Origin of the sequence: Nocardioides cynanchi, assembly GCF_008761635.1 — a bacterium.
Classification (GTDB): Bacteria; Actinomycetota; Actinomycetes; order Propionibacteriales; family Nocardioidaceae; genus Nocardioides; species Nocardioides cynanchi.
The window spans coordinates 3,564,228-3,588,145 of record NZ_CP044344.1 but is presented as its reverse complement, the minus strand read 5'-3'; the positions used below and the strand labels follow the sequence as shown (position 1 = coordinate 3,588,145).

The window sequence follows — 23,918 nt, the reverse complement described above, 5'->3', positions numbered from 1 at the left end:
GTGGCCTCCTTCAAGGCGGGGAATGAGCGACCCCAGCCTCCGGACGCGGCGCGTCCGGAGGCTCGGTTAAGCATCTGCTGAAGGCGTCAGGCGCCGGCCGCCTTCAGCACGGCACGCCGGGTGAGCACCGTCGCCAGGTGCTTGCGGTAGTCGGAGTCACCGTTGAGGTCGCTCGGAGGGTGGGTGCCGTCGGCGGCCTGGTCGGCTGCCGCGCGTACGCCGTCCTCGGTGGCCGGCACGCCCGCGAGGGCGGCCTCGGTCGCGGTGGCCCGCAGGGCGGTGTTGCCCATGTTGGTCAGCCCGACCCGGGCCTCGCTGATGGTGCCGCCCTCGGCCTTGACCGTGGCGGCGATCGCCACGATCGGCCACTGGTGGGCGACCCGGACGAACTTCTCGTAGTGGGCACCCCAACCGGTCTTCTTCGGGATCCGGATCGCGGTCAGGATCTCGTCCTCACCGATCGCGGTCTCGAAGAGGTCCACGAAGAAGTCGGAGGCGGCGACCGTCCGCGACCCACCAGGGCCCTGGACGACGTACTCGGCGTCCATCGCGAGCGCCGCGGCCCCCATGTCTCCCGCCGGGTCGGCGTGGGCCAGGGCCCCGCCGAAAGTCCCGCGGTGCCGGATCTGGTTGTCCGCGACCTCGGCCGCGGCCTTGGACAGCAGCAGGGCGTGCTGCCTGACCAGGTCGTTGGTCACCATCTCGGAGTGGGTGGTCAGCGCCCCGATCACGAGAGCGTCGCCGTCCTCGGTCACGCCGCGCAGGCTCTCGATGCGGCCGAGGTCGATCACCATCTCCGGCGCGTTCAGCCGCATCCGCAGCACCGGCAGGAGGCTCTGCCCACCGGCCATGATCTTCGCGTCGTCGCCGCGCTCGGCCAGGGCGCTGAGGGCCTCCTCGACCGTGCTGGGTGCCACGTAGTCGAACTTGGCGGGGATCATGCGCCCGCTCCTTCCGTGCTGCTCTGGCCCGGCTCGGACTCGTCGAAGTGCGGCATCGCCGCACCCTCGGTGGTCCCGCCGGTCGCGGACGAGGTGTTGATCGCCTTCCACACCCGCTCGGGCGTGCAGGGCATCTGGATGTCGTTGACACCGAAGTGCCGGACCGCGTCGACGACGGCGTTGACCACGGCCGGGGTCGACGCGATCGTGCCGGCCTCACCGACACCCTTGGTGCCGAGCGTGTTGGTCGTCGAGGGGCTGGTGGTGTGGTCGATCTCGAAGGAGATCGTGTCCGCCGAGGTGGGCAGCAGGTAGTCGACGAAGGAGCCGCTCACCAGCGTCCCGGCGTCGTCGTACACCGCCTCCTCGAAGAGCGCCTGCGCGATCCCCTGGACCAGGCCGCCGTGCACCTGACCCCCGACGATCATCGGGTTGATGATGTTGCCGATGTCGTCGCAGCAGACGTACTTGCGCATCGTGACCCGACCCGTCTCGGTGTCGACCTCCATCGCGCACAGATGGGTGCCGTGCGGGTAGTTGAAGTTGACCGGGTCGTACGTCGCGTCGCTGTCGATGCTCGGCTCGACACCCTCCGGGAAGTTGTGGGAGGTGAACGTCGCCAGCGCGATGTCGGCCATGGCCAATCCCTGGTCGGTGCCCCTGACGCTGAACCGGCCGCCTGAGAACTCGATGTCGTCCACGCTGGCCTCGAGCAGGTGGGCCGCGATCGGCTTGGCCTTCTCGATCACCTTGTCGGCCGCCTTGACGATGGCCTCACCACCGACCACCAGGCTGCGCGAGCCGTAGGTGTCGAGGCCCTTGTGCGCGATCTGGGTGTCGCCGTGCAGGATCTCGACGTCCTCGAAGGCCACGCCGAGCCGGTCGGCGACGATCTGGCTGAACGCCGTCTCGTGGCCCTGGCCGTGCGCGCTGGCGCCGGTGACGACCTCGACCTTGCCGGTCGCCAGCATCCGCACGCTGGCGTGCTCCCAGCCGCCCGCGCCGTAGTTCAGGCTGCCCAGCACCCGGCTCGGAGCCAGGCCGCACATCTCGGTGAAGGTCGAGATGCCGATGCCGAGCTGGACCCGGTCACCCGCCTCCCGGCGCTGCTTCTGCTCCGCGCGCAGCTCGTCGTAGCCGAACATCTCCTTGGCCCGCGCGGTGGCGGCCTCGTAGTTGCCCGTGTCGTACTCGAGCCCGGCCACCGTGGTGAACGGGAACTCCTCGTGCTTGATCCAGTTCTTCGCCCGGATCTCGAGGGGGTCGACGCCGACCTCGACGGCGAGCTCGTCCATGATCCGCTCGATGGCGTACGTCGCCTCGGGGCGCCCCGCACCGCGGTAGGCGTCGGTCCAGGTCTTGTTGGTCAGCACCGTCTGCACGCTGAACTGGTAGGCGGGGAACTTGTAGATGGAGTTGAACATGAACGCGCCGAGCACCGGCACGCCGCCTCCGACCAGCGACACGTGCGAGCCGAGGTCGGCCAGGAGCTCGACCTTGAAGCCGGTGACGGTGCCGTCCTTCTCCGCCGAGAGGGTCAGCTTCTGCCACTGGTCCCGGCCGTGGTGGGCCGCCATCAGCGACTCGCTCCGGGTCTCGGTGTACTTGACCGGCTTGCCGACCCGCCGCGCCAGGGCGACCGCGATCCACTCCTCGGGCGTGGTCTGGAGCTTCCCGCCGAACCCACCGCCCACGTCCGGGGCGATCACCCGGATCTTCGACTCCGAGATGCCGGTGGTCGCGGCGAGGGCGAAGCGGAGGATGTGCGGGATCTGGGTGGCCGACCAGACGGTCAGCTGCTCGCCCGTGGGGTCCACCACGACCGAGCGGGGCTCCATGAACGCCGGGATCAGCCGCTGCTGGCGGTACTCCCGCTCGATCACGATGCCGTCGCCGCGGGCCTTCTCGATGGCCTCGTCGACGTTGCCCCCGGTGCCGGCCTCGGCCGAGTCGAACTTCCAGAAGGCGCTCTTGTTGGTGCCGAGGTCGGGGTGGGCCAGGACCTTGTCCTCGGCCGACTCCTTGAGGTCCAGGGCGGCCGGCAGCTCGTCGTACTCCACGTCGACCAGCTCGGCGGCGTCCCGGGCCTCGGCGGCGGAGCGGGCCACGACCACGGCGACGATCTCGCCGGCGAAGGTGACCCGGTCGACCGCGACCGGGGTGTGGGTGGGCGTGACCTGGTCGGTCGTGATCGCCCAGGCGTTGATCAGGATGCCCTGGTCCTCGGCGACGTCCTTGCCGCTGAAGACGCCGATCACGTTGGGCGCGGCCTTGGCGGCGCTGGTGTCGACGCTGACGATCGTGGCGTGCGCGAACGGGCTGCGCACCATCGCCAGGTGCAGCATCCCGGGCAGGGTCAGGTTGTCGGTCCACCGGGTGCGTCCGGTGATCAGCCGCTGGTCCTCCTTGCGGCGACGCTCCTGGCCGATCTCGGCGGCGGGGGCTTCGGCGGTGGCGGTCATGACTGCGCCCCCGCGGTCGAGCCCTGGCCCGCTGCGTGGAGCACGCTCTTGACGATGTTGTGGTAGCCCGTGCAGCGGCAGAGGTTGCCTTCGAGGCCCTCACGGACCTCCTGCTCGGACGGATGCGGGTTCTCGTTGAGGAGGTCTACCGACTGCATGATCATGCCGGGCGTGCAGAAGCCGCACTGGAGGCCGTGGCACTCCCGGAACGACTCCTGCACCTGGTGCAGCTTGCCGTCGGTGGCGAGGCCCTCGATCGTGGTCACCTCGTGGCCGTCGGCCTGGACCGCCAGCACGTTGCAGCTCTTCACGCTGCGGCCGTCGAGGTGGACCGTGCAGGCACCGCAGTTGCTGGTGTCGCAACCGATCACGGTGCCGGTCTTCCCGAGCTTCTCGCGGAGGTACTGCACGAGCAGCATCCGCGGCTCGACCTCGTCGGAGACCTGCGCTCCGTCGACGGTGAGACTGATCTTGGTCATCGAAGGCCTGCCTTTCGGGCACAGCGGATCTGTGGTGGGCGTCACGTTAGGGCCCGGCGGTTGGCGAAAGGTTGCTCGGCCGGTCCCGGAGGTTCCCCGACCGGGGCCCGGCCCCCCGACATGGCGCAGCCCGGCACGCGCGTGGCGCGTGCCGGGCCGTTCCGGAAGCGAGGTGACCCGGTCAGGGGCGGGTCAGCGGCGGTTCCGGTAGTGCTCGCGCCAGATCAGGCGATGGACCGGGATCAGCCGCGGGATGCTGCGCACCCCCGGGATCCACGGCACCAGGGCCAGCACCAGCGTGAGCAGCATCATCAGGGCCCAGACCTGGGTGTCGGCGTTCTCCGAGGTCGAGAACGGCTTCACCTGGTACCAGAACGTGTACAGCCACATCCAGGGCTGCCCCGGGTAGTTGCCGACCTCGTTCATCATGCCCCACTGGTCGCCGCCGAGGTGGTCGGCCACGGCGGTGTCCTCGAGGTAGGCGCCGTCGGAGAGCAGCAGCATCGCGCGGGTCTGGTCGGTGCCGTAGAACGTGCCCGACGAGGTCAGCGAACCCTCGAGGCCGCCGGACGCCGCCAGGCCGAGGAACGACGTGGTGAGGGCCGGGACGGGGCCGTAGTTGCCCCGCGCCACCTGGGCGGGGCTGCCGTCCGGGGTCGCGGCCAGCGCGTCGGCGTACGCCGTCGCCTCGGTGACCTGCTGGTCGGCCGAGAGGGCGTCCCACTGGGCGAGCGCCGTGGTCAGCGACGCGTTCCCGACGACGGCCCGGAGCGGCTGGAGCACCAGGTCGGCCGAGTTGATCGGGATGCCGACGCCGCCCCACTTCTGGAGCTTCAGCCCGAGCACGGACTGACCCTCCGAGGCGTGGTTGTACGGCGCGCCGTACGTCGCGCTGGTCGTCGTGCCGGCGAGCTCGCCGGTCGCCGTGGCGACGACGTCGGCCGGATCGGCCTTCGCCCAGCTGGCCATCGTGATCGCCTTGTCGTCGGGCGACGAGAAGACCCCCGCCAGCGCCAGCGACAGGCCGGCCATGACCGCCAGGGCGATCACGAACTCCTTGACCAGGTCGTAGTGCCGGGTCGGGTAGTCGTGGGAGTCGGGGGTCTGCCGGTGCGGCCGCTGGGCGTGCACGGTGGTCATCGCGCGACCTCCTTGCCCTCGTCGTCCAGCGGCGGCACGACGCCGTGCCGGCGGACCAGGATCACGTGCATCACCGCGATGATGCCGACGCCGATGGGCAGCAGAGTGACGTGCCACAGCAGCATCTGGCCGGTGTTCAGCACGTTGAAGAAACCGCCGACGCCGATCGAGTTGATGCCGTCCTTGGCCTCGCCGCTGATCCACTGCGAGTCGAAGTTGCTCTGCACGAGGTAGCCGGTGAACGCAGCGCCGATCGAGGTGATGAAGGAGACGACCCCGGTCACCCAGGTCAGGCCCCGGTTGCCGCGCCAGGCGGCCATCCAGAACTTGCCCCACAGGTGCACGACCATGGCGGCGAAGAACAGCTCGACGCTCCACAGGTGCACGGAGTTCACGAAGTGTCCGAGACCGGAGGTGTGCCACCAGGCGGCACCGCCCATGGCCAGGACGATCCCCGAGCCCACGACGACGAGGAGGGCGGCGAGGGTCGCCACGCCGAACACGTAGATCCAGGAGGCGACGTACGCCGGCTGGCGGTCCGGAAGCGCCTGGCCCTCGGGCACCAGGCCGGTGACGTGGTCGCGGACCGCTGCGGTCCAGCTGCGCTGGCCGGCGTCCGAGGCGGGGGCGCTCACGACTCGTCCTCGTCGGCCTGATGACGCTCCTGCGCACCAGGGAAGGGCAGCACGAGCGCGAGCCCGAAGACGACGATCATCCCCAGGATGATCAGGAGGTTGGTGAGGCTGATGCTCAGAACCCCCCAGTGGACGTACTTGCCGGCAGAGAACACGATGCCCATGAGCCGAACTCCTTCCAGCCGAGGTGACCTCTTGACATCCTGAGCGGAGCGTGGAGACGCACGTAGGGCCGAAATGCCCGACTTTCCTGTGAACGGCGGGGCCACGGCGACGCCGAAGCGGCGACGGATCAGCCGCCGGCGACCGCCAGCCGGCCCTTCAAGAGGGGCTTCGCCGGGTGCGGGCGGGCGCCCAGGGCGGCGAGGCAGACCTCGAGCACCTCGGTGTCGTACGGCGCGAGCTCGCTGTAGCGGATCACCGCGGAGGGCTCCGGGCTGGCCAGGAGGGCCTCGCGCATGGCCACGGCGACGTACTCCCCCAGCTCGACGAGGGCCGGCGACTCCGTTCCGGGCAGCAGGTCGCCGCCGTACCGGGCGATGGCGCCGCCGACGTCACCACGTCGCAGGGCGTCCAGGACGTCGTCGATGTCGGTCGCGACGGGCAGGGTGAGCCGGTAGGGGCGCGAGGCGAGCTGGCCACCGAGCGCTGCCCGCAGGTGCGACACCTCGGCCTTCAGCGTGGACAGCGTGACCGGCTGGTCGCCGTAGACCAGCGCGTGCAGGCGGTCCAGCGAGAGTCCGTCGTTGTGCAGCGCCAGGATCGCCAGGATCTCGGTCTGCCGCCGGTTGAGGAGCAGCCGGGCGCCGTCCAGGGTGGCCTCGGCGTTGCCGAGCAGCCGCAGCACCAGCCCGGTCGGTCCGTCGGCGTCCGAGGCGAGGGGGTGCATCGTCGAGAGCGGCATCGCGGTCTCGATCAGCCGCGCCAGCACCCGCGCCGTGGCCAGCCCGATCGGGTGGGTGCGGTCCCAGGTGGTCGACAGGTCGATCACACCCAGCTGGGCGCCGGTGAGCGGGTCGTGCACCGGCGCGGCCCAGCAGACCCAGTTGTGCACGATCGGGGCGTAGTGCTCGGCGCTGAAGACCATGCTCGGGCGGTCGTGCCGGTTGGCGAGGTCGAGGGCGTTGGTGCCCACGCTCTCGTCGTCCCATCGGGCGGCGGGGACGAAGTTCACCGACTCGGCCTTGCGGCGCATCACCCGGCCGCCGTAGGTCCAGAGGATCCGGGTCTGGGCGTCGGTCACCGCGAGCACCAGGTCGCCGTCCTCGGCGGTCCGCCTCAGCTCGGACTCCACCCGCGAGACGGCCTGCTGGAGCGGCGACTCGTGCCAGAAGGCCTGGGCGTCGGACTCGTCGGTCAGCGGCGCCTGCGTGACGTCGGGCGAGACCCGCGGCTGCGAACGGCGCCAGCTCCGCAGGATCTCGGGCCGGACCAGCTCCTCGGCCCGGTCGCCGTGCTCGACGAACGCCGTCCAGGCGCGCAGGGCGTCGAGCCGACGGTCCTGCAGATCGCTCGACGAGCTCATGTGAGTCCCAACGTCCGGGTGACGCTGGTCACGGTAGCGCGGGGCACCTCAACCCGGCACCACGTCCACGTCTCGTCGCGGGCGGGGGCCGCGCGCCGGCTACCGGTCAGTCGTGGTGGATCCGGCCGGCGCCCGCGGCCAGCCGGTTTCCCGAGCCACCCCAGCGCCCGGCGATGATCTCGGCCGCGATCGAGATCGCGGTCTCCTCCGGGGTCCGCGCGCCCAGGTCGAGACCGATCGGGCTCGACAGCCGGGCCAGCTCCGCGTCGGTGACCCCGACCTCGCGGAGCCGGGCCTCGCGGTCCTCGTGGGTACGCCGCGAACCCATCGCGCCGATGTAGGCCACCTCCGGCAGCCGGAGCGCGACCTCGAGCAGCGGGACGTCGAACTTCGGGTCGTGGGTGAGAACGGCGATCACGGTCCGGCCGTCGATCGCACCCGAGTCGCGCTGCTTCTCCAGGAACCGGTGCGGCCACTCGACGACCACCTCGTCCGCCTCGGGGAAGCGGGTGTTGGTGGCGAAGACCGGCCGGGCGTCGCACACGGTCACGTGGTACCCCAAGAAGCTGCCCACCCGGGCGACCGCGGCGGCGAAGTCGATCGCCCCGAAGACCAGCATCAGCGGCTTGGGGGCGAAGGCCCAGACGAAGACCCGCATGCCCTCGCCACGCCGTTCGCCGTCCGGGCCGTAGGTGAGCGTGGCGTTGGTGCCACTGGCGAGCAGCCCCATCGCGTCGTCGTGCACGGCGTCGTCGGCGCGCGGGGAGCCGAGCGAGCCGGTGACCGGCTCGCCGGGATGGATGATCACCCGGCGGCCGAGCCAGGCGGGGTCAGGGTGCTCGATCACCGTCGCGACCGCGACCGCGACCCCGGCCTCGAGGTCGGCGGCGAGGTCCTCCAGCTCGGGGAACGTCTCGCGCGAGACCTTCTCGACGTACACGTCGAGGATGCCGCCGCAGGTCAGGCCGACCGCGAAGGCGTCGTCGTCGGAGATGCCGTAACGGGTCAGGACCGGCGCGCCGGACGCCACGACCTCCCGGCCGAGCTCGTAGACGGCGCCCTCGACACAGCCGCCCGAGACCGAGCCGACCGCGGTCTCGTCGGGCCCGACCAGCATCGAGGCTCCGGCGGGCCGCGGGGCCGACTGGAACGTCGCCACCACGGTGCCGACGCCGATCTCCTCGCCGGCGCGCCACCACTCCAGCAGCTCGGGCATCACTTCACGCATGTCGCCACCTCAGGCATCGGCCAGGACCTCGACCAGCTCGGCGTACGTCGCGAGCGAGTGCCCGGCGACGAAGTCGTGGAGATGGGGCAGCGCGGCGACCACACCCTGCTGGACTGCTTCGTAGCCGTCCTTGCCGCGGTGCGGGTTGACCCACACCACGCGGTGCGCGATCCGGCGCAACCGGGCCATCTGCTCGCCGAGCAGCGCCGTGTCACCTCGTTCCCAACCATCGCTGAAGACAACGACCACGGCCCCCCTCGCCATTCCGCGCTGGCCCCAGCGGTCGAGGAAGAAGCGCAGCGTCTCGCCGAGCCGGGTACCACCGGACCAGTCCGGCACGGTCTCGCCCGCGGCCACCAGCGCGCGCTCGGGGTCGCGGATCCGCAGGGCGCGGCTGATGTGGGTGACCCGGGTGCCGATGGTGAAGGTCTCGACCGGGCCGGCCGCCTGCCCCAGCGCCTGGGTCAGCCGGTGCGCCAGCCGCAGCAGCGCGTCGGCGTAGGAGCTCATCGACCCGCTGACGTCGACGAGCAGGACGATCCGCCGCGGCCGGGTGCCGCGGCGGCGCCACTCGATCACCGACGGCTCGCCGAGGCGACGCAGGCTGGAACGGAGGGTGCGCGACGCGTCGACCTGGCCGCGGTGCCAGCGCTGGTGCCGGGCGGTACGACGCATCGGTGCGCGCGGACGCAGGGTGGCGAACATGCCGTCGAGCCGTCGCTTCTCGGCCGGGGTCAGGGAGGCGACGTCCCGTTGGCGGAGCAGCTCGGTCGCGCTGGCCGCCGCCCGGACCATCTCGTCGGTCGGCTCGCCCTCCCCCGACGCGTCCTCCTCGGGGAAGTCGGTGAAGCGCGGCTCGGTCGGAGCCGCCGGCCGTGTCCGTGGCAGCCCGTCGCGGGCGTTGAAGAACGCCTCGAAGACCTGGTCGAACCTGGCCAGGTCGTCCGGGCTCGCGCACAGCGTGGCCCGGCCGGCGATCCGCACCGCGACGGGATCGTCGGCGCCCAGCTCGGCGGCCGAGGCCAGGAACCCGTGCGCCCGGTCCTGGGTGACCGCGATGCCACCGGCCCGCAGCGCGCGGGCGAAGGCCAGCAGGATCTCGTCGCCCCCGCGCACCTCCCCCGGCTCATCGGGGCTCATCGGGGGCTCATCGGGGCTCATCGGGGGCTCATGTCCGCAGAAGCTGGTCGAGCGCGTGCCGGACCCGGTCGGCGTCCTCGCGGTACTTCACCAGCGCGCCGAGGGTCGCCGACGCGGTCTCGAGATCCAGCTCGGCGGTGCCGAGGTGGTGCAGCGCGCGGGCCCAGTCGATGGTCTCGGCGACACCGGGCGGCTTCTGGAGGTCGCGGTCGCGCAGCTGCTGGACGACCCGGACCACCTGGCCGGCCAGTGCCTCGGAGACCTCGGGCGCCCGAGAGCGCACGATCTGCAGCTCGCGGTCCAGGCCGGGGTGCTCGATCCAGTGGTAGAGGCAGCGCCGTTTCAGAGCGTCGTGGAGCTCACGAGTGCGGTTGGAGGTCAGCACGACCAGCGGCGGCGTCGCGGCCCGGACGGTTCCGAGCTCGGGGATGCTGACCTGCCAGGTGGACAGCACCTCCAGGAGGAACGCCTCGAACTCGTCGTCGGCGCGGTCCACCTCGTCGACCAGCAGCAGCGCCGGGCTCTGCTGGAGCGCGGCCAGCACCGGGCGCGCGAGCAGGAACCGCTCGTCGTACAGGCTCTTCTCGGCCTCCTCGGGATCCGCGCCACCCCCGGCCTCGAGCGCGCGCAGGTGCAGGATCTGGCGGGGGAAGTCCCAGTCGTAGAGGGCCTGCGTCGAGTCGATGCCCTCGTAGCACTGCAGCCGCACGAGCGGCAGCTCCAGGCTCTCGGCGAGCGCCTCGGCCAGCGCCGTCTTGCCGGTGCCGGGCTCGCCCTCCAGCAGCAGCGGCCGCTGCATGGCCAGCATCAGGTAGGTGACCGTGGCCAGCTCGTCGTCGCAGAGGTAGCCGGTGCGCCCGAGCAGGGCGGACACCTCTCGTGCCGATCCGGGCATCGACGACGGCTCCATGATTCCAGGCTACTGGCGCGTCCGTTGGCCGATGGTTGGCAGTCTGCGCAGCCGACGCGTCTGACAGGCTGGCCAGGTGGAGGGACTGCTGCTCGCGGCCGGAGCCGGCCGGAGGATGGGGATGCCGAAGGCTCTCGTCTCCGACGACCGCGGGTCCTGGCTCGTCCGTGGGGTGACGACGCTCGCCGACGGGGGTTGCCGACGGGTGACCGTGGTGCTCGGCGCCGAGGCCGAGCGCGCGGCCGCACTGCTCGAGGAGCTCGCAGAGCCGCCCAGGATCGTGGTCGCCGAGGACTGGGCCGACGGCATGGGCGCCTCGCTGCGGGCCGGCATGCGTGCCTTCGCCGACTCGACCGACGGCTTCGTCCTGGTCTCGTTGGTCGACCTGCCCGACCTCGTCCCGGAGGTGGTCGCCCGGGTCGGCACCGCCACCCGCTCCCCGCACGTCCTGGCCCGGGCGGCGTACGACGGCATCCCCGGTCATCCGGTCCTCTTCGGCCGCGACCACTGGCCCGGCGTCCTCGAGACCGCCCACGGCGACCAGGGTGCCCGCGCCTATCTCGCCGGCCGCGAGGTCGAGCTGATCGAGTGCGGTGACCTGGCCTCGGGGCGCGACGTCGACTCGCTGACGTAGCCGGGTGGGTCCTACCTCGATGAGGCCGATCGGCCGCTGTGAGGTAGGAGCGAGAGGACGTGCCAAGCGACCGGCCGCCGGCAGCGGTCAGCCGGCGTAGGCCTGCTGGTAGAGAGTGGCGAGCCGGCCGGTCGCCGGGCCGGTGAAGCCGCAGCCGGTGACCTGGCCGTCGCGGGCGGCGACGAGGTAGGTCTCACCGACCTGCAGGTCGGCCGACTCGGCCAGCGGTCGCAGCAGCGCCGGGGCGGTGGTCACCTTGGCCAGGTCGGTCGGCCCACCCTTGAACCAGTGGCCCACCCGGAACGTCGCGCTGCCGTCGGTGAGCGTCGTCAGCGTGCCGCGGAAGGCGATCGTCTGGACCCGGAGCACCCCGACGCTCGGCAGCACGCACCGGCCCTGGGTCGGGGCGTAGCCGAGCATGGTCACGGTGCCCTGCGCTGCCGGGGCCGGCCCGTGGTCGCGGTTGACCAGCCCGAACACCCCGGCCGCCGCGATCAGGAGCACGGCTGCGGCGGCGACCAGCCAGGTCAGCGGGCTGCGGTCGTGGGTGCCACTCTCTCGCGTCTCGTGCGTGGTGGTGTCGGTCATGGCTGCCTCCAGGAGGTGCGTGACCCGGTCGGGACCGGCCGGTGGGAGGGAGGCGGCCGGGTCGGCGGCCCGCAGCCGCGCCAGCAGGGCGCTGTCGTCGGTCTCGGGTGCGGCGTCGTTCACGGTCTCCTCCCTTCGTTCGCTTCCTCATGTCCGTCGACCGCGTCGATCTTTCGCAGCAGCTCACGCAGCCTGCCGCGGGCGCGGTGCAGCCGGATCGCCGCCGCGTTGATGGTGACGTCGAGGACCGTGGCGATCTCGGCGGGAGTCAGCTGCTCCCAGGCCCACAGCCGGAGCAGCTCCCCGTCGTCGGCGGAGAGGGAGGCCATCGCCTCGGCCAGCCGGTCGTCGCCGACCGGGTCGGGTGCCTCGCGCGGCGGGTCCACGGTCGCGATCCGGCCGGCCAGGCGGCGTTGTCGCCGCGCGCCGCGCTCGGCGTTGGCCAGGCACAGCCGGGCCACCCCGTAGGCGAAGGGCAGGGGCTCGGCCGGCAGCTCGTCGTACCGGCGCCAGAGCACGAGCAGGGTGTCGCCGAGCACGTCGTCGGCCGTGGCCGGGTCGGTACGACGTGCCAGGAAGCGCCGCAGGGGTTCGACCACCCCGCGCACGATCGTGTCGAAGCGCGCACGGCGGGCCTCGAGATCGGCCGTGTCCACGGTCTCCACCCTCACACATGTCCGGACGCCGACCGGATCTTTCACCCCTGCGGGTAGCCGCCCGCTCAGCCGAGCGCGATCAACGCGATGCCGGCCAGCACGATCGCGGCACCCACCAGCCTGCGGGCCGGCCGCGGCTCGCGAAGCACCAGCCAGCCGAACAGCGCGCCGACCACGATGCTGCTCTCGCGGGCCGGGGCGACCAGGGCGACCGGGGCCAGCTGCAGGGCGCGCAGCACCAGGATGTAGGCCAGAGGGGACAGGATCCCCACGACGAGCACCGGCCTGCGGGTGGCCCGCCAGACCTCGTCGAGCGGCTGCGGCTCGCGCCGTCTCGCGAGGAGCACCGTCAGCCACGGCAGCTGCAGGGCGGCGCTCAGCACGAAGTAGGGCAGCGGCGGAACGCCGAGGTGGTTGACCGAGAGGCTGTCCCACAAGGTGTACGACGCGATGGTCGCGCCGGTGAGCAGCCCCCAGGTGACGCCGGCCCGGACCCGGTGGTGGCTGCGCCCGAGCGCGATCAGCAGCACCCCGGCGACCACGGCGAGCACACCGAGGGCGGCCACCGGTCCCGGGCGCTGGCCGAGCAGGGCGACCGCGACGACGAAGGTCAGCAGCGGTCCCGAACCGCGGGCGAGCGGGTAGACCAGGTTGAGGTCACCCTCGGCGTAGCCGCGCTGGAGGACCAGCTGGTAGCCGATGTGCAGCACCGCCGTCACCGCCGCGCCGAGCAGCCACCACCGGTCCGGGCTCTCGTCGCGGGCCACCACCCAGACCACCGCGACCGGTCCCCAGCAGACCACCGTGGTCACGACGTACAGCCAGATGAACGCCACCCGGTCCCCGGTCACGCCCTTGGCGGCGAGGTTCCATGTCGCGTGCAGCACCGCGGCGGTCAGGACCAACGCGAGCGCGGTGCCGCTCACGGCGTGCGGTCGCTCCGCGCCATCCGGATCTCCAGCGTGCCGGTGTCCGGCTCCGGCTTGCGCCCGCCCTCGTCGGCGAACCCGTGCCGACGGTAGAAGGCGAGCGCCCGGTCGTTGCCCTCCAGCACCCAGAGGTACGCCGCGCGGTCGCCGACTGCGCGGGCGAGCAGGGCGTCGGACACCCCCGTGCCGTGCCCCCGGGCGAGCACGTTGATCGCGTAGAGCTCCAGCGGGGTCGGCCGGTCCTCGTCGCGGCCGGGACCGGAGGTGGCGATGCCGACGATCCCGGTCTCGTCCCGGGCCAGCCAGTGCTCGACGCCCGGCACCGGGGCGAGCAGCCGGTCGCGCCAGTGCGACGCGAAGGCCGCGGGGTCGAGACCGGCGAGGTGGTCGGCCGGCATCAGCCCGGCGTACGCCTGCCGCCAGACCTCGACGTGGACCCGGCCCACCTCGTCGGCGTCGTCGAGCGTGATCGGCGCGATGGTCCACGGCACGACCCTCACGCTCTCACAGCGCCAGGGTCTGGGTCAGCGGCAGTAGCCGAGCATCTCCCGCAGCGCGGCGACCTCGGGCGGGTCGACGGCCAGGTGCCACGCGGTCTTCACCGCGACCCAGCGCCGCGCGTAGGTGCACTGGTAGCCCTGGCGCGGCCGCCAGGCAGCGGGGTCGCCGTCGCCCTTGCTCATGTTCGTCGGGCCGTCGACCGCTAGCAGCTCGTGCAGGTCGTTGGCGAACAGCTCGCGCCGGTCGGTCGTCCAGCCGGCGGCGCCGGAGACCCAGGCTTCTGCCAGTGGTACCACGTGGTCGATCTGGATCGCCTCGGCCTGGCGCAGGTCCTTGAGGTCGGTGAAGACCAGGGTCCGCCCGGTGTAGGGGTCGTGCCAGGTGCCGGCCAGCACGTCGTGGTCGCAGGCGCCCTGCTGCTCGACCCTGGTGCTCCCGGGTACGGCGTCGCGCAGCAGCACGTCGTCGCGCTGGTTGCAGCCGTTGTGGTCGGTGTCGATCCAGTCGCTGCCGAACGCGTCGCGGACGTAGCCCCGCGTGCCCCGCGGCCGGGGCCGGACCACGAGGCGGCCGAGCTCGGCGAGCACCGTGCGCACGGTCTGGGGCGTCAGCCGGACCTGGGTGGGACGCGAGCTCGGTGCCGCGGGGGCCGAGTGGTGCGGCGACGGTGTCGGCGACCCGTCGTGACGGCGTACGGCGTGGGGGTGGCGCGGGTGGTGGGTCGCAGCCCGCGGCGGTGCGCCGCACCCCGACGACGCGATCACCAGCAGCGCCCCGACGACCGCCACCAGGGCGCGTCCCCACCGGACGTCATACGAATCGGTCGTCATGGCGACCACAACGTATGACGTCCCGGGGACCGTGGGGGCCGAACACAGCAAGGCCCCCGCCGGAGCGGGGGCCTTGCGTGGTGGAGCGAGGAGGGCTGGACTCAGAAGTCCATGCCACCCATGCCGCCGGAGGGGTCGCCGCCCATGGGCGCGGCCTTCTCGGGCTTGTCGGCGATGACGGCCTCGGTCGTCAGGAACAGCGCCGCGATGGAGGCGGCGTTCTGCAGGGCGGAGCGGACGACCTTGGTCGGGTCGGGCACGCCGGCCTTCAGCATGTCGCCGTACTCGCCGGTCGCGGCGTTGAGGCCGTGGCCCTCGGGCAGGCCGGCGACCTTCTCGGCGACGACACCACCCTCGAGACCGGCGTTCAGCGCGATCTGGCGGATCGGGGCGCTGACCGCGACCCGGACGATGTTGGCACCCGTGGCCTCGTCGTCGGGCAGGTCGAGCTTGTCGAACGCCCGGGCACCCGCCTGGAGCAGGGCCACGCCGCCGCCGGCGACGATGCCCTCCTCGACCGAGGCCTTGGCCGCGCGAACGGCGTCCTCGATGCGGTGCTTGCGCTCCTTGAGCTCGACCTCGGTGGCCGCGCCGACCTTGATCACCGCGACACCGCCGGCCAGCTTGGCCAGGCGCTCCTGCAGCTTCTCGCGGTCGTAGTCGGAGTCGCTCTTCTCGATCTCGGCGCGGATCTGGTTGACCCGACCCTCGATCTGGGCGGAGTCGCCGCCACCCTCGACGATGGTGGTCTCGTCCTTGGTGATGACGACCTTGCGTGCGGTGCCGAGCAGCTCGATGCCGGTCGACTCCAGCTTCAGGCCGACCTCCTCGGAGATCACCTGGCCACCGGTCAGGATCGCGATGTCCTGGAGCATGGCCTTGCGGCGGTCACCGAAGCCCGGGGCCTTGACGGCCACGGACTTGAAGGTGCCGCGGATCTTGTTGACGACCAGGGTCGACAGCGCCTCGCCGTCGGTGTCCTCGGCGATGATCAGCAGCGGCTTGCCGGACTGCATGACCTTCTCGAGGATCGGCAGGAGGTCCTTGACCGACGAGACCTTCTGGTTGGCCACGAGGATGTAGGGGTCCTCGAGCACGGCCTCCATGCGCTCCATGTCGGTCGCGAAGTACGCCGAGATGTAGCCCTTGTCGAACCGCATGCCCTCGGTCAGCTCGAGGTCGATGCCGAACGTGTTCGACTCCTCGACGGTGATGACGCCTTCCTTGCCGACCTTGTCCATCGCCTCGGCGATGATGTCGCCGACGCTCTGGTCGCCACCGGCGGAGATCGCGGCGACCGAGGCGATCTGCTCCTTGGTCTCGACGTCCTTCGACATCGCGTGCAGCTGCTCGGTGACGGCCTCGACGGCCTTCTCGATGCCGCGCTTGATGCTCATCGGGTTGGCACCGGCCGCGACGTTGCGGAGGCCCTCGCGGACCATCGCCTGCGCGAGCACGGTTGCCGTGGTGGTGCCGTCGCCTGCGACGTCGTCGGTCTTCTTGGCGACCTCCTTGACGAGCTCGGCACCGATCTTCTCGTAGGGGTCCTCGAGCTCGATCTCCTTGGCGATGCTCACACCATCGTTGGTGATGGTGGGCGCGCCCCACTTCTTCTCGAGAACGACGTTGCGGCCCTTGGGGCCCAGCGTGACCTTGACCGCGTCGGCGAGTTGGTTCATCCCTCGCTCGAGCCCGCGGCGGGCCTCCTCGTTGAAAGCAATCAGCTTGGCCATATTTTCCGCGATTCCTTCGTGATCATTGGCGTGATCCAGCGTCTGGCGGCCGGCTCGCTGCCCGCGACGGACGGCCAGGCTGCCCGGTGGACCCTTCCCACCGACGCTTCTGACCTCAACTCACCGGATCCGATGGTGTTGTCACTCTCTGCCCGAGAGTGCCAGCGTCATGTTTAGCACTCGCACGGGTCGAGTGCAAACGACTCGGTCCGGCCCCCGGGTCGCTAGTTTGCTCCCGTGAGCACTCCCCGCGACCCGCGCCGGCCGACCCGGCTGCCCGAGCACGCCAGCACCGACCGGTCCGCCCTCGACCGGCTCCTAGACACCGCCCTGGTCGGCCACTTCGGACTGGTCGCCGAGGACGGTCTGCCGGTGGTGATCCCGACCGCGGTCATCCGCGACGGCGACCGGGTGCTCGCCCACGGCTCCACGGGCTCGCGCTGGATGCGGATGCTGGGCGCCGGAGCGCCCACGGCGCTGGCGGTGACGTCGTACGACGGGCTGCTCGTGGCTCGCAGCGCCTTCGAGTCCTCGATCCACTACCGCTCGGCGGTGCTGTTCGGCCGCTGCACGACCGTCGCCGACGACGACAAGGAGCGGGTGCTCGACCTGGTCACCGAGCGGCTGCTGCCCGGCCGGGTGGCCGAGGTGCGCCGGCCCACCAAGGCCGAGCTGGCCGCCACCCTCGTGCTGGCCCTGCCGATCGACGACTGGTCGCTCAAGGTTTCCGACGGCTGGCCGGAGGACGGCCCCGACGACGTCGCCGGGCCGGCGTGGGCCGGCGTCGTACCCCTCCTCCAGTCGTACGACGCCGCGCGGCCGGCGCCCGACCTCGCCGCGGGCATCGACGTGCCCGCCTCCGTGCGCCGCCTGGTCGACCCCCACCAGGCGCCGGCGGATTAGGGTCGGGGCCATGCCACGCGCCCTCCTCGCCGACCTCGCCCAGCGCACGGCCGGCCTTCGCGACGACGGTCTGTTCAAGAGCGAGCGGGTGATCGCCTCGCCGCAGACGGCCCACATCACGCTGGCCGACGGCAGCGAGGTGCTCAACCTCTGCGCCAACAACTACCTCGGCCTCGCCGACCACCCGGAGCTCGTGCGGGCTGCGCACGAGGCGCTGGACGCCCACGGCTACGGAATGGCGTCGGTGCGCTTCATCTGCGGCACCCAGACCGTGCACACCGAGCTCGAGGCCGCGATCAGCACCTTCCTCGGCACCGACGACACGATCCTCTACTCGTCGTGCTTCGACGCCAACGGTGGCCTCTTCGAGACCATCCTGGACGAGCAGGACTGCGTGATCTCCGACGCCCTCAACCACGCCTCGATCATCGACGGCATCCGCCTGTGCAAGGCCCGCCGCCTGCGCTACGACAACAACGACATGGCGCAGCTCGAGCAGCACCTGCGCGACGCCTCCGACGCGCGTTACCGGCTGATCGCGACCGACGGGGTGTTCTCGATGGACGGCGTGATCGCCGACCTGCACACCATCTGCGATCTCGCCGAGAAGTACGACGCGCTGGTCATGGTCGACGACTCCCACGCGGTCGGCTTCGTCGGTGACGGGGGCCGTGGCACCCCGGAGTACTGCGAGGTGCTGGGGCGAGTCGACATCATCACCGGCACCCTGGGCAAGGCGCTCGGTGGCGCCAGCGGCGGCTACACCAGCGGCCGCCGGGAGATCGTCGACTGGCTGCGCCAGCGCTCGCGGCCCTACCTGTTCAGCAACTCGCTGGCCCCCACGATCGCGGCGACCACGCTGCACGTGCTCGAGATGCTGACGCCCGACAACGACCTCCAGCGCCAGCTCCGGCGCAACGCGACGAGGTTCCGCACCGGCATGGAGTCCGCCGGCTTCACCCTGGCCGGTGCCGGCCACCCGATCATCCCGGTGATGCTGGGCGACGCGAAGGTCGCCGGCGAGATGGCGCAGCGGCTGCTGGCCGAAGGCGTCTACGTGATCGCGTTCAGCTTCCCCGTCGTCCCCCAGGGCAAGGCCCGGATCCGGACCCAGATGTCGGCCGCCCACAGCGACGACGACATCGACCGCGCGGTCGCGGCGTTCGCCAAGGTCGGCACGGAGATGGGTGTCCTGACGTGAGGGCGCTGGTCAAGGCCGCCGCCGAGCCCGGCCTCTGGCTCGAGGACGTGCCGCAGCCCGAGCCGGGCGACGGTGAGGTGCTGATCCGCGTGCGCAAGACGTCGATCTGCGGCACCGACCTGCACATCCTGCACTGGGACGCCTGGGCGCGGTCGACGATCCCGGTGCCGATGGTGGTCGGCCACGAGTTCATGGGCGAGATCACCGCGCTCGGTGCCGGCGTGCGCGGCCTGGAGGTCGGCCAGCGGGTGGCCGGCGAGGGCCACGTCACCTGCGGGCACTGCCGCAACTGCAAGGGCGGCCGTCGCGAGTTCTGCCACCACCACACCGGCGTCGGTGTGACCCGCCCCGGCGCCTTCGCCGACTACCTCGTGATCCCGGCCCAGAACGTCTTCGTGGTCCCCGACCACATCTCCGACGACGTCGCGGCCGTGCTCGACCCGCTGGGCAACGCCACCCACACCGCCCTGCGCTTCGACGTGGTCGGCGAGGACGTGCTGATCACCGGCGCCGGGCCGATCGGCGTGCTCGCCGCGGCGATCGTCCGCCACATCGGCGCCCGCCACGTGGTCGTCACCGACGTGAACCCCTACCGGCTGGCGATGGCGCAGGCGCACGGTGCGAGCCGTGTGGTCGACGTACGCCGTGACGAGCTCGCCGACGTCACCGCGGCGCTGGGGATGACCGAGGGCTTCGACGTCGGCCTGGAGATGAGCGGTGCCGAGGCCGCCTTCAACCAGATGCTCGACGCGATGACCCACGGCGGCCGGATCGCGGTGCTCGGCATCCCGGCCGGCCCGATGACCCTGGACGTCAACGACGTGATCTTCAAGGGCCTGGAGATCCAGGGGATCTACGGCCGCCGGATCTTCGAGACCTGGTACAAGATGGCCGCGATGCTCCAGAGCGGTCTCGACGTCAGCGGCATCGTCACGCACCGGCTCCCGGCCGACCGTTATGCCGAGGCCTTCGAGATCGTCGGCCAGGGCGAGTGCGGGAAGGTCATCCTCGACTGGGCCTGACGGCCTGTCGATCCGGAGGTTCCTCGCGCGTCATCGCGGTGTCAGACTCGCACCACCACCGAGAGGAACGGCCATGGCCAAGTACGTCGTCCTGATCCCCGGCAACGAGTCCACGTGGGAGGCGCTGCCCCAGGCTGAGAAGGAGCGCGTCTTCGCCGGCCACGCCGAGTTCGCCGAGCTCCTCGCCCAGCGCGGGCACACCTTCGTCGAGGGCGCCGAGCTGGTCCCGAGCAGCCAGGCGCACGTTGTCCGCGGCACGCTGGACGATGTGACCGTCACCGACGGCCCCTACGCCGAGACCGCCGAGCAGCTGACCGGCTTCTACGTCATCGACACCGACGACCTCGACGACCTGCTCCGGTGCGTCGGCCGGATCAGCTCGGTCGAGAGCGGCATCGAGGTGCGGGCCTACGTCGAGCGCGGCGGCATGTGACCCCTGAGCCACGAGGTGTCGATTCCGCCGGGGCCGGGTCGTCATCGAGGTGACACACTCGCCCACGAGAGGACGGAACCGCGATGAAGTACCTGGTGCTGCTGGCCGAGGAGCAAGGCACGTGGCAGGCCGCCACCCCCGAGCAGCGGCAGGTGGTGATGGACGCCCACACCGCCTTCCACCAGGCCGTCGCGGAGCGCGCCACGATGCTCGCCGGGGAGGCGCTCGCCGAGGCGCCGGAGGGACGCACCCTGCGCCACGTGGACGGGCAGCCGCTGGTCACCGAGGGTCCGTACGCCGAGGGCGTGGAGCAGCTCGGCGGCTTCTACCTGGTCGAGGCGGAGTCGCAGGACGTCGTCCTGGACCTGTGCCATCTGCTCCCCACGTCGTACGCCGTCGAGGTGCGGCCGGTGATCGAGATCGAGGGCTATGAGGACGACCGCGACGGGGAGTGACCCCACGGTCACCGGGGCGCTCGACGTCGCCTGGCGCGACCACTGGGGCCGGCTGACCGCGCTGCTGGTCGCGCAGTACCGCCGGCTCGACCTGGCCGAGGACGGCCTGGGCGACGCGTTCGAGGCGGCCGCGCGCACCTGGCCGCGCGACGGCGTACCCGACAACCCGCCGGCGTGGCTGCTCACCGCTGCCCGGCGGCGGATCCTCGACCGGCTGCGGGCGGAGGCCGTGGCCGCGCGAGCGATGCCGCGGCTCGCCGTCGAGGCCGATCTGCAGGAGGAGGCGCAGCGGGTGATGGCCGACAGCGGCGAACCGGTGCGCGACGAGCGCCTCCGGCTGGTGCTGCTGTGCGCCCACCCCTCGCTGTCCCGCGAGAACGCCGCGGCGCTGACCCTCCGCCTCGTGCTCGGCATCAGCACCGCCGACATCGCGCGGCTGTTCCTGGTCTCCACCCCGACCATGGCCGCCCGGCTGACGCGCTCGCGCAAGAGCCTGGCCGAGGCGACGTTCGCGGTGCCGACCGGTGCCGAGCTCCAGCGCCGCGTCGACCGGGCCGCCGACGTCGCCTACCTCGCGTTCACGGCCGGCTACGCCCCACCGTCGGGGGCCGCGCTGGTGCGACCCGAGCTCGCCGGCGAGGGCGTCCGGCTCGGGCGGGTGCTGCGCGAGCTGCTCCCCGGACGCGCCGACCTGGATGGCCTGCTCGCCCTGATGCTGCTGCAGCACTCACGCCGCGACGCCCGGGTCGACGACGGGCGGCTGGTCCTGCTGCCCGAGCAGGACCGTGCCCGATGGCATAACGAGGAGATCACCGAGGCGCTGGCGGTGCTCACCCCGCACGTCACCGGGCCGGGCACGCCGTACCTCCTCCAGGCGCTGATCGCCGCCGAGCACGCCATCGCCCCCCACCCCGACGCGACCGACTGGCCTCGCATCGTCGCGCGGTACGACGAGCTGGTGGCGCTCGCGGACTCCCCCGTGGTCCGGCTCAACCGCGCCGTCGCCGTGGCCGAGGCGGACGGCCCGCTCGCCGGCCTCCGGGCTCTCGACAGGGTCGAGCTGGTCGGGCACCGGCTGCCCGGCGTCCGCGGCGAGCTGCTCGCCCGGGTCGGCCGGGTCGACGAGGCCGGCGTCGAGCTGGCCCGAGCCGTGGCCCTGTGCGACAACGACGCCGAGCGCGCCCACCTCGAGGCCCGGCTCGCCACCCTGGGTTGAAGTTCCTCCCCGCGATAGTCCGTGACGAAACGCAGGTCGATCGAGCCGGATCACCTGCGGAACGTCACGGACTATCTGTTCCGTGCAGCTGGCAGGATCGGGGGATGAGGTTCGAGAGCACCGTCGAGCTGGGCGGGAAGACTGCGACCGGGATCCCGGTGCCGGACGAGGTGGTCGCCGCACTGGGCGACAGCCGGCGACCAGCGGTGACGATCACGGTCAACGGGTACACCTACCGGACCACCGCGGTGCGGATGGGTGACCGGTTCCTGGTGCCCCTGAGCGCCGAGCACCGTGAGGCAGCCGGGCTGGCGGCCGGGCACGACGTCTCGGTCGAGATCGCCCTCGACACCTCACCCCGCGAGGTCACGCTGCCCGACGACCTCGCGGCGGCGATGGACGACGCGGCGCGTACGGCGTACGACGCCCTGTCCTACTCCCACCGCAAGGAGTGGGTGCGCTGGGTCGAGGAGGCGAAGAAGCCCGAGACCCGCGCGACCCGGATCGAGAAGACCGTGGCCGGGCTGCGCGAGGGGAAGAAGACCCACTAGGAGACGGCCCTGGTCCCCACGACCGGGAGACGGGCGTAGGAAGCGACCACAGACTGGTACCCCGGCCGCCAGCCCACGACATCCGAGACCTGCCAGAAGTTGCCGGTCCCCTGCTGCCAGGCCAGGAGCCGGAACCCTTCGCTGGAGCGTGACTCGTAGAGCAGGACGTCCCGGTCGAGCCACCCGGCCGCCTCGCAGCACTGCTTCTGCCGGGCGGCCTCCTGGGGCAGCACGAGGATCGCGTCCGGAGCGGAGGCGATCCCGATCCAGTCCGACTGCCCCGGTGAGAGACCCAGCGAGGGCGGCTGGGGGACGTCGGCGCCGGACGTGTAGCTCTGAGCCAGCGAGCCGCTCGCTGAGCGACGCGGGAGTCCGTAGGGATCGCTGTCCCACCTCGGGTTCAGGTCGTCGGTCGCACCCGCCCGCGTCACCGGCCTGCCGCGCACGTCGTACACGGGAGGATGCGCGTCCGGCCGCGCCGGGTCCCAGAGCACGATGTCGTCGTCAGGCGTCCACGTGGCGTCCCAGGTGCTGTGGGAACCGGTGTCGATCGTCGACCACTGCTGACCCTTCAACCGGAAGACACGGATCGAGCCGTCCTGCGGGAACATCAGGTACTCCCCCGACGGCGATAGCATCGACTCCCCCGCGCGGATCCGCAGGTTCCCCTCCGGGTCGCGCATCGGCTGGACCTGGGCGGGTCCGTCCGGGGCGGTCCCGAGATCGACGCCCCGGAGCAGGCCGTCCGCACCGAGGACCCGGATCGAGTACAGCGACCCGTCGGCCCTCGTCACCGCGAACGCCGCCAGCGCGCGCGAGACCGGGTCACCGACCAGCCCGCTGTCGGGAGAGGCGAGATCGATCGTCGTCGGGAGCGGGGTCGCCGTGTACGGCAGCGAGCTCTCCTGCCCGACGCTCGGCGCCCACCACACCGACGTGCCGCGGTACGACCCGTCCGGCTGGTTCCTTCCGGTGTACGGCGCGCCGCTCTGGGTCGGCTTCGTCGACCGGGTCGGCTTCGTCGACTGGGTCGGCGCCGCCGAGCGGTTCCCTTCGCGGTGGTCGACCGCCCAGGCGAGGCCACCGACCACGAGGACGACCGAGACCACGCCGCCCACCGCGGAGGCGGCACGACGACGGCGCCGACGCCCGCCTGCCTCCCAGGCCCGGTCGGCGACGTCGGGCATGGCCGCGTCCGCGACGGACTCGTGCAGCAGGTCACGCAGCTGGTGGTCGGTCATCACGACTCCTCGTGCAGGAACTCGGCGAGCTCGGGCGCGGCCTCGCGCAGGCGGCGCAGGGACAGGTGGGTCTGGCTCTTCACGGTGCCGACCGAGACGCCGAGCACCTCCGCTGTCTGGCGCTCGGTGAGGTCCTCGAAGTAGCGCAGCACGACCACCGCCCGCTGGCGAGGGGTCAGCGTGCGCAGCGCGGCCAGCAGGAGGATCCGGCGCTCGGGCACGACGCCCTCCGCGACGCCGTCCACGTCGTACGCGGTGAGCACCTCGTGGCGTCGAGCGCGCCACCACGAGATGTGGTCGTGGAACATCACGGTGCGCGCGTAGGCATCCGGGCTCGTGGTCTGCAGACGACTCCACCGGGCCGCGACCTTGGCCAGAGCCTCCTGCACCAGGTCCTCGGCCCGCTGCCGGTCACCGGTGAGCAGCAGGGAGGCACGCAGGAGGTGCTGTTGCCGGGCCCGCGCCCAGCGCGTGAACTCCTCGCGCTCATCGGCCTCGGTCACGTCCGCCTCTCCCCGAAGTGCCGTCACACTTCCAGAACGCACCCCGGGTCGAAAGGGTTGGA

The 23,918-nt window shown here is 72.0% G+C and carries 26 protein-coding genes; 8 read left to right on the top strand and 18 right to left on the bottom strand.

Annotation, left to right across the window (positions count from 1 at the left end):
* Window positions 1-86: 86 nt before the first annotated feature.
* From E3N83_RS17390 to E3N83_RS17350, 10 genes are all read right to left on the bottom strand, one after another.
* Window positions 87-941 (bottom strand): FAD binding domain-containing protein, encoded by an 855-nt coding sequence (locus E3N83_RS17390; RefSeq protein WP_151084399.1) that lies wholly within the window; start codon window positions 939-941, stop codon window positions 87-89.
* A complete protein-coding gene (locus tag E3N83_RS17385; protein ID WP_151084398.1) occupies window positions 938-3,403 on the bottom strand; it encodes a xanthine dehydrogenase family protein molybdopterin-binding subunit in 2,466 nt (821 codons plus the stop codon). Before E3N83_RS17385 ends, E3N83_RS17390 begins: the two co-directional genes overlap by 4 nt.
* Window positions 3,400-3,882, bottom strand: coding sequence for a (2Fe-2S)-binding protein (locus tag E3N83_RS17380; protein ID WP_151084397.1), 483 nt, complete (start codon window positions 3,880-3,882; stop codon window positions 3,400-3,402). The genes E3N83_RS17385 and E3N83_RS17380 overlap by 4 nt, the downstream gene beginning before the upstream one ends.
* Window positions 3,883-4,074: 192 nt before the next feature.
* Window positions 4,075-5,022, bottom strand: a complete 948-nt coding sequence (locus tag E3N83_RS17375) for a hypothetical protein (protein ID WP_151084396.1) — start codon at window positions 5,020-5,022, stop codon at window positions 4,075-4,077.
* Window positions 5,019-5,657 (bottom strand): cytochrome b N-terminal domain-containing protein, encoded by a 639-nt coding sequence (locus E3N83_RS17370; protein ID WP_151084395.1) that lies wholly within the window; start codon window positions 5,655-5,657, stop codon window positions 5,019-5,021. Before E3N83_RS17370 ends, E3N83_RS17375 begins: the two co-directional genes overlap by 4 nt.
* A complete protein-coding gene (locus tag E3N83_RS19660; protein ID WP_191907849.1) occupies window positions 5,654-5,821 on the bottom strand; it encodes a hypothetical protein in 168 nt (55 codons plus the stop codon). Before E3N83_RS19660 ends, E3N83_RS17370 begins: the two co-directional genes overlap by 4 nt.
* Before the next feature lie 128 nt (window positions 5,822-5,949).
* On the bottom strand, window positions 5,950-7,182 hold the full coding sequence (locus tag E3N83_RS17365) for a sigma-54-dependent transcriptional regulator family protein (protein ID WP_151084394.1): 1,233 nt from the start codon (window positions 7,180-7,182) through the stop codon (window positions 5,950-5,952).
* Between the two features lie 106 nt (window positions 7,183-7,288).
* The gene (locus E3N83_RS17360) at window positions 7,289-8,410 is read right to left on the bottom strand and encodes an XdhC family protein (protein WP_151084393.1); all 1,122 of its coding nucleotides are present in this window, start codon (window positions 8,408-8,410) and stop codon (window positions 7,289-7,291) included.
* Between the two features lie 9 nt (window positions 8,411-8,419).
* A complete protein-coding gene (locus tag E3N83_RS17355; RefSeq protein ID WP_151084392.1) occupies window positions 8,420-9,550 on the bottom strand; it encodes a vWA domain-containing protein in 1,131 nt (376 codons plus the stop codon).
* A gap of 28 nt (window positions 9,551-9,578) precedes the next feature.
* Window positions 9,579-10,460: an AAA family ATPase gene (locus E3N83_RS17350; protein ID WP_151084391.1), complete on the bottom strand. Its 882-nt coding sequence runs from the start codon at window positions 10,458-10,460 to the stop codon at window positions 9,579-9,581.
* Window positions 10,461-10,536: 76 nt separating this feature from the next.
* On the opposite strand from E3N83_RS17350, the gene E3N83_RS17345 reads away from it, so the two are divergent.
* A complete protein-coding gene (locus tag E3N83_RS17345) occupies window positions 10,537-11,094 on the top strand; it encodes a nucleotidyltransferase family protein (RefSeq protein WP_151084390.1) in 558 nt (185 codons plus the stop codon).
* 87 nt (window positions 11,095-11,181) lie between these two features.
* On the opposite strand, the gene E3N83_RS17340 is transcribed toward E3N83_RS17345, so the two are convergent.
* From E3N83_RS17340 to groL, 6 genes are all read right to left on the bottom strand, one after another.
* Window positions 11,182-11,805 carry a hypothetical protein gene (locus E3N83_RS17340; protein WP_151084389.1) on the bottom strand — a complete coding sequence of 208 codons (624 nt, stop codon included), beginning with the start codon at window positions 11,803-11,805 and terminating at the stop codon, window positions 11,182-11,184.
* Window positions 11,802-12,338 carry an RNA polymerase sigma factor gene (locus E3N83_RS17335; protein ID WP_151084388.1) on the bottom strand — a complete coding sequence of 179 codons (537 nt, stop codon included), beginning with the start codon at window positions 12,336-12,338 and terminating at the stop codon, window positions 11,802-11,804. The genes E3N83_RS17340 and E3N83_RS17335 overlap by 4 nt, the downstream gene beginning before the upstream one ends.
* 65 nt (window positions 12,339-12,403) lie before the next feature.
* Entirely contained in the window at window positions 12,404-13,264 is an 861-nt protein-coding gene (locus E3N83_RS17330; RefSeq protein WP_151084387.1) for a DMT family transporter, read from the bottom strand.
* Window positions 13,261-13,758, bottom strand: a complete 498-nt coding sequence (locus E3N83_RS17325) for a GNAT family N-acetyltransferase (protein WP_238342963.1) — start codon at window positions 13,756-13,758, stop codon at window positions 13,261-13,263. The genes E3N83_RS17330 and E3N83_RS17325 overlap by 4 nt, the downstream gene beginning before the upstream one ends.
* A gap of 33 nt (window positions 13,759-13,791) precedes the next feature.
* Entirely contained in the window at window positions 13,792-14,598 is an 807-nt protein-coding gene (locus E3N83_RS17320) for an HNH endonuclease family protein (RefSeq protein WP_151084386.1), read from the bottom strand.
* Window positions 14,599-14,699: 101 nt separating this feature from the next.
* Window positions 14,700-16,331: a chaperonin GroEL gene (gene groL / locus E3N83_RS17315; protein ID WP_151084385.1), complete on the bottom strand. Its 1,632-nt coding sequence runs from the start codon at window positions 16,329-16,331 to the stop codon at window positions 14,700-14,702.
* A 237-nt stretch (window positions 16,332-16,568) separates the two neighbouring features.
* Between groL and E3N83_RS17310 the strand changes: the two genes are divergently transcribed.
* The 7 genes from E3N83_RS17310 to E3N83_RS17280 all read left to right on the top strand — a co-directional run bounded on the left by E3N83_RS17310 (window position 16,569) and on the right by E3N83_RS17280 (window position 22,112).
* Window positions 16,569-17,234: a pyridoxamine 5'-phosphate oxidase family protein gene (locus E3N83_RS17310; RefSeq protein ID WP_202879260.1), complete on the top strand. Its 666-nt coding sequence runs from the start codon at window positions 16,569-16,571 to the stop codon at window positions 17,232-17,234.
* 10 nt (window positions 17,235-17,244) lie between these two features.
* The gene (locus E3N83_RS17305) at window positions 17,245-18,435 is read left to right on the top strand and encodes a glycine C-acetyltransferase (RefSeq protein ID WP_151084384.1); all 1,191 of its coding nucleotides are present in this window, start codon (window positions 17,245-17,247) and stop codon (window positions 18,433-18,435) included.
* Window positions 18,432-19,457: an L-threonine 3-dehydrogenase gene (tdh, locus tag E3N83_RS17300; protein ID WP_151084383.1), complete on the top strand. Its 1,026-nt coding sequence runs from the start codon at window positions 18,432-18,434 to the stop codon at window positions 19,455-19,457. The genes E3N83_RS17305 and tdh overlap by 4 nt, the downstream gene beginning before the upstream one ends.
* Before the next feature lie 73 nt (window positions 19,458-19,530).
* Window positions 19,531-19,890, top strand: a complete 360-nt coding sequence (locus E3N83_RS17295) for a YciI family protein (RefSeq protein WP_151084382.1) — start codon at window positions 19,531-19,533, stop codon at window positions 19,888-19,890.
* Between the two features lie 83 nt (window positions 19,891-19,973).
* The gene (locus tag E3N83_RS17290) at window positions 19,974-20,345 is read left to right on the top strand and encodes a YciI family protein (protein WP_151084381.1); all 372 of its coding nucleotides are present in this window, start codon (window positions 19,974-19,976) and stop codon (window positions 20,343-20,345) included.
* Window positions 20,320-21,561 carry an RNA polymerase sigma factor gene (locus tag E3N83_RS17285; RefSeq protein ID WP_151084380.1) on the top strand — a complete coding sequence of 414 codons (1,242 nt, stop codon included), beginning with the start codon at window positions 20,320-20,322 and terminating at the stop codon, window positions 21,559-21,561. The genes E3N83_RS17290 and E3N83_RS17285 overlap by 26 nt, the downstream gene beginning before the upstream one ends.
* A 104-nt stretch (window positions 21,562-21,665) precedes the next feature.
* On the top strand, window positions 21,666-22,112 hold the full coding sequence (locus E3N83_RS17280; protein ID WP_151084379.1) for a YdeI/OmpD-associated family protein: 447 nt from the start codon (window positions 21,666-21,668) through the stop codon (window positions 22,110-22,112).
* Here the strand turns inward: E3N83_RS17280 and E3N83_RS17275 are convergent.
* Window positions 22,109-23,353 (bottom strand): hypothetical protein, encoded by a 1,245-nt coding sequence (locus E3N83_RS17275; RefSeq protein WP_151084378.1) that lies wholly within the window; start codon window positions 23,351-23,353, stop codon window positions 22,109-22,111. The two genes, E3N83_RS17280 and E3N83_RS17275, sit on opposite strands and share 4 nt — an antisense overlap.
* Complete coding sequence (locus E3N83_RS17270; protein WP_151084377.1) at window positions 23,353-23,856, bottom strand: SigE family RNA polymerase sigma factor; 504 nt, start codon at window positions 23,854-23,856, stop codon at window positions 23,353-23,355. The genes E3N83_RS17275 and E3N83_RS17270 overlap by 1 nt, the downstream gene beginning before the upstream one ends.
* Window positions 23,857-23,918 lie beyond the last annotated feature (62 nt).

Excerpts from the sequence above, each read along its gene's own strand:
- groL (WP_151084385.1), bottom strand. The coding sequence starts at position 16,331 with ATGGCCAAGCTGATTGCTTTCAACGAGGAGGCCCGCCGCGGGCTCGAG.
- E3N83_RS17380 (WP_151084397.1), bottom strand. The coding sequence starts at position 3,882 with ATGACCAAGATCAGTCTCACCGTCGACGGAGCGCAGGTCTCCGACGAG.
- E3N83_RS17295 (WP_151084382.1), top strand. The coding sequence starts at position 19,531 with ATGGCCAAGTACGTCGTCCTGATCCCCGGCAACGAGTCCACGTGGGAG.
- E3N83_RS17320 (WP_151084386.1), bottom strand. The coding sequence starts at position 14,598 with ATGACGACCGATTCGTATGACGTCCGGTGGGGACGCGCCCTGGTGGCG.
- E3N83_RS17355 (WP_151084392.1), bottom strand. The coding sequence starts at position 9,550 with ATGAGCCCCGATGAGCCGGGGGAGGTGCGCGGGGGCGACGAGATCCTG.
- E3N83_RS19660 (WP_191907849.1), bottom strand. The coding sequence starts at position 5,821 with ATGGGCATCGTGTTCTCTGCCGGCAAGTACGTCCACTGGGGGGTTCTG.
- E3N83_RS17275 (WP_151084378.1), bottom strand. The coding sequence starts at position 23,353 with ATGACCGACCACCAGCTGCGTGACCTGCTGCACGAGTCCGTCGCGGAC.
- E3N83_RS17350 (WP_151084391.1), bottom strand. The coding sequence starts at position 10,460 with ATGGAGCCGTCGTCGATGCCCGGATCGGCACGAGAGGTGTCCGCCCTG.
- E3N83_RS17375 (WP_151084396.1), bottom strand. The coding sequence starts at position 5,022 with ATGACCACCGTGCACGCCCAGCGGCCGCACCGGCAGACCCCCGACTCC.
- E3N83_RS17365 (WP_151084394.1), bottom strand. The coding sequence starts at position 7,182 with ATGAGCTCGTCGAGCGATCTGCAGGACCGTCGGCTCGACGCCCTGCGC.
- E3N83_RS17305 (WP_151084384.1), top strand. The coding sequence starts at position 17,245 with ATGCCACGCGCCCTCCTCGCCGACCTCGCCCAGCGCACGGCCGGCCTT.
- E3N83_RS17360 (WP_151084393.1), bottom strand. The coding sequence starts at position 8,410 with ATGCGTGAAGTGATGCCCGAGCTGCTGGAGTGGTGGCGCGCCGGCGAG.
- E3N83_RS17280 (WP_151084379.1), top strand. The coding sequence starts at position 21,666 with ATGAGGTTCGAGAGCACCGTCGAGCTGGGCGGGAAGACTGCGACCGGG.
- E3N83_RS17390 (WP_151084399.1), bottom strand. The coding sequence starts at position 941 with ATGATCCCCGCCAAGTTCGACTACGTGGCACCCAGCACGGTCGAGGAG.
- E3N83_RS17290 (WP_151084381.1), top strand. The coding sequence starts at position 19,974 with ATGAAGTACCTGGTGCTGCTGGCCGAGGAGCAAGGCACGTGGCAGGCC.
- E3N83_RS17285 (WP_151084380.1), top strand. The coding sequence starts at position 20,320 with ATGAGGACGACCGCGACGGGGAGTGACCCCACGGTCACCGGGGCGCTC.
- E3N83_RS17385 (WP_151084398.1), bottom strand. The coding sequence starts at position 3,403 with ATGACCGCCACCGCCGAAGCCCCCGCCGCCGAGATCGGCCAGGAGCGT.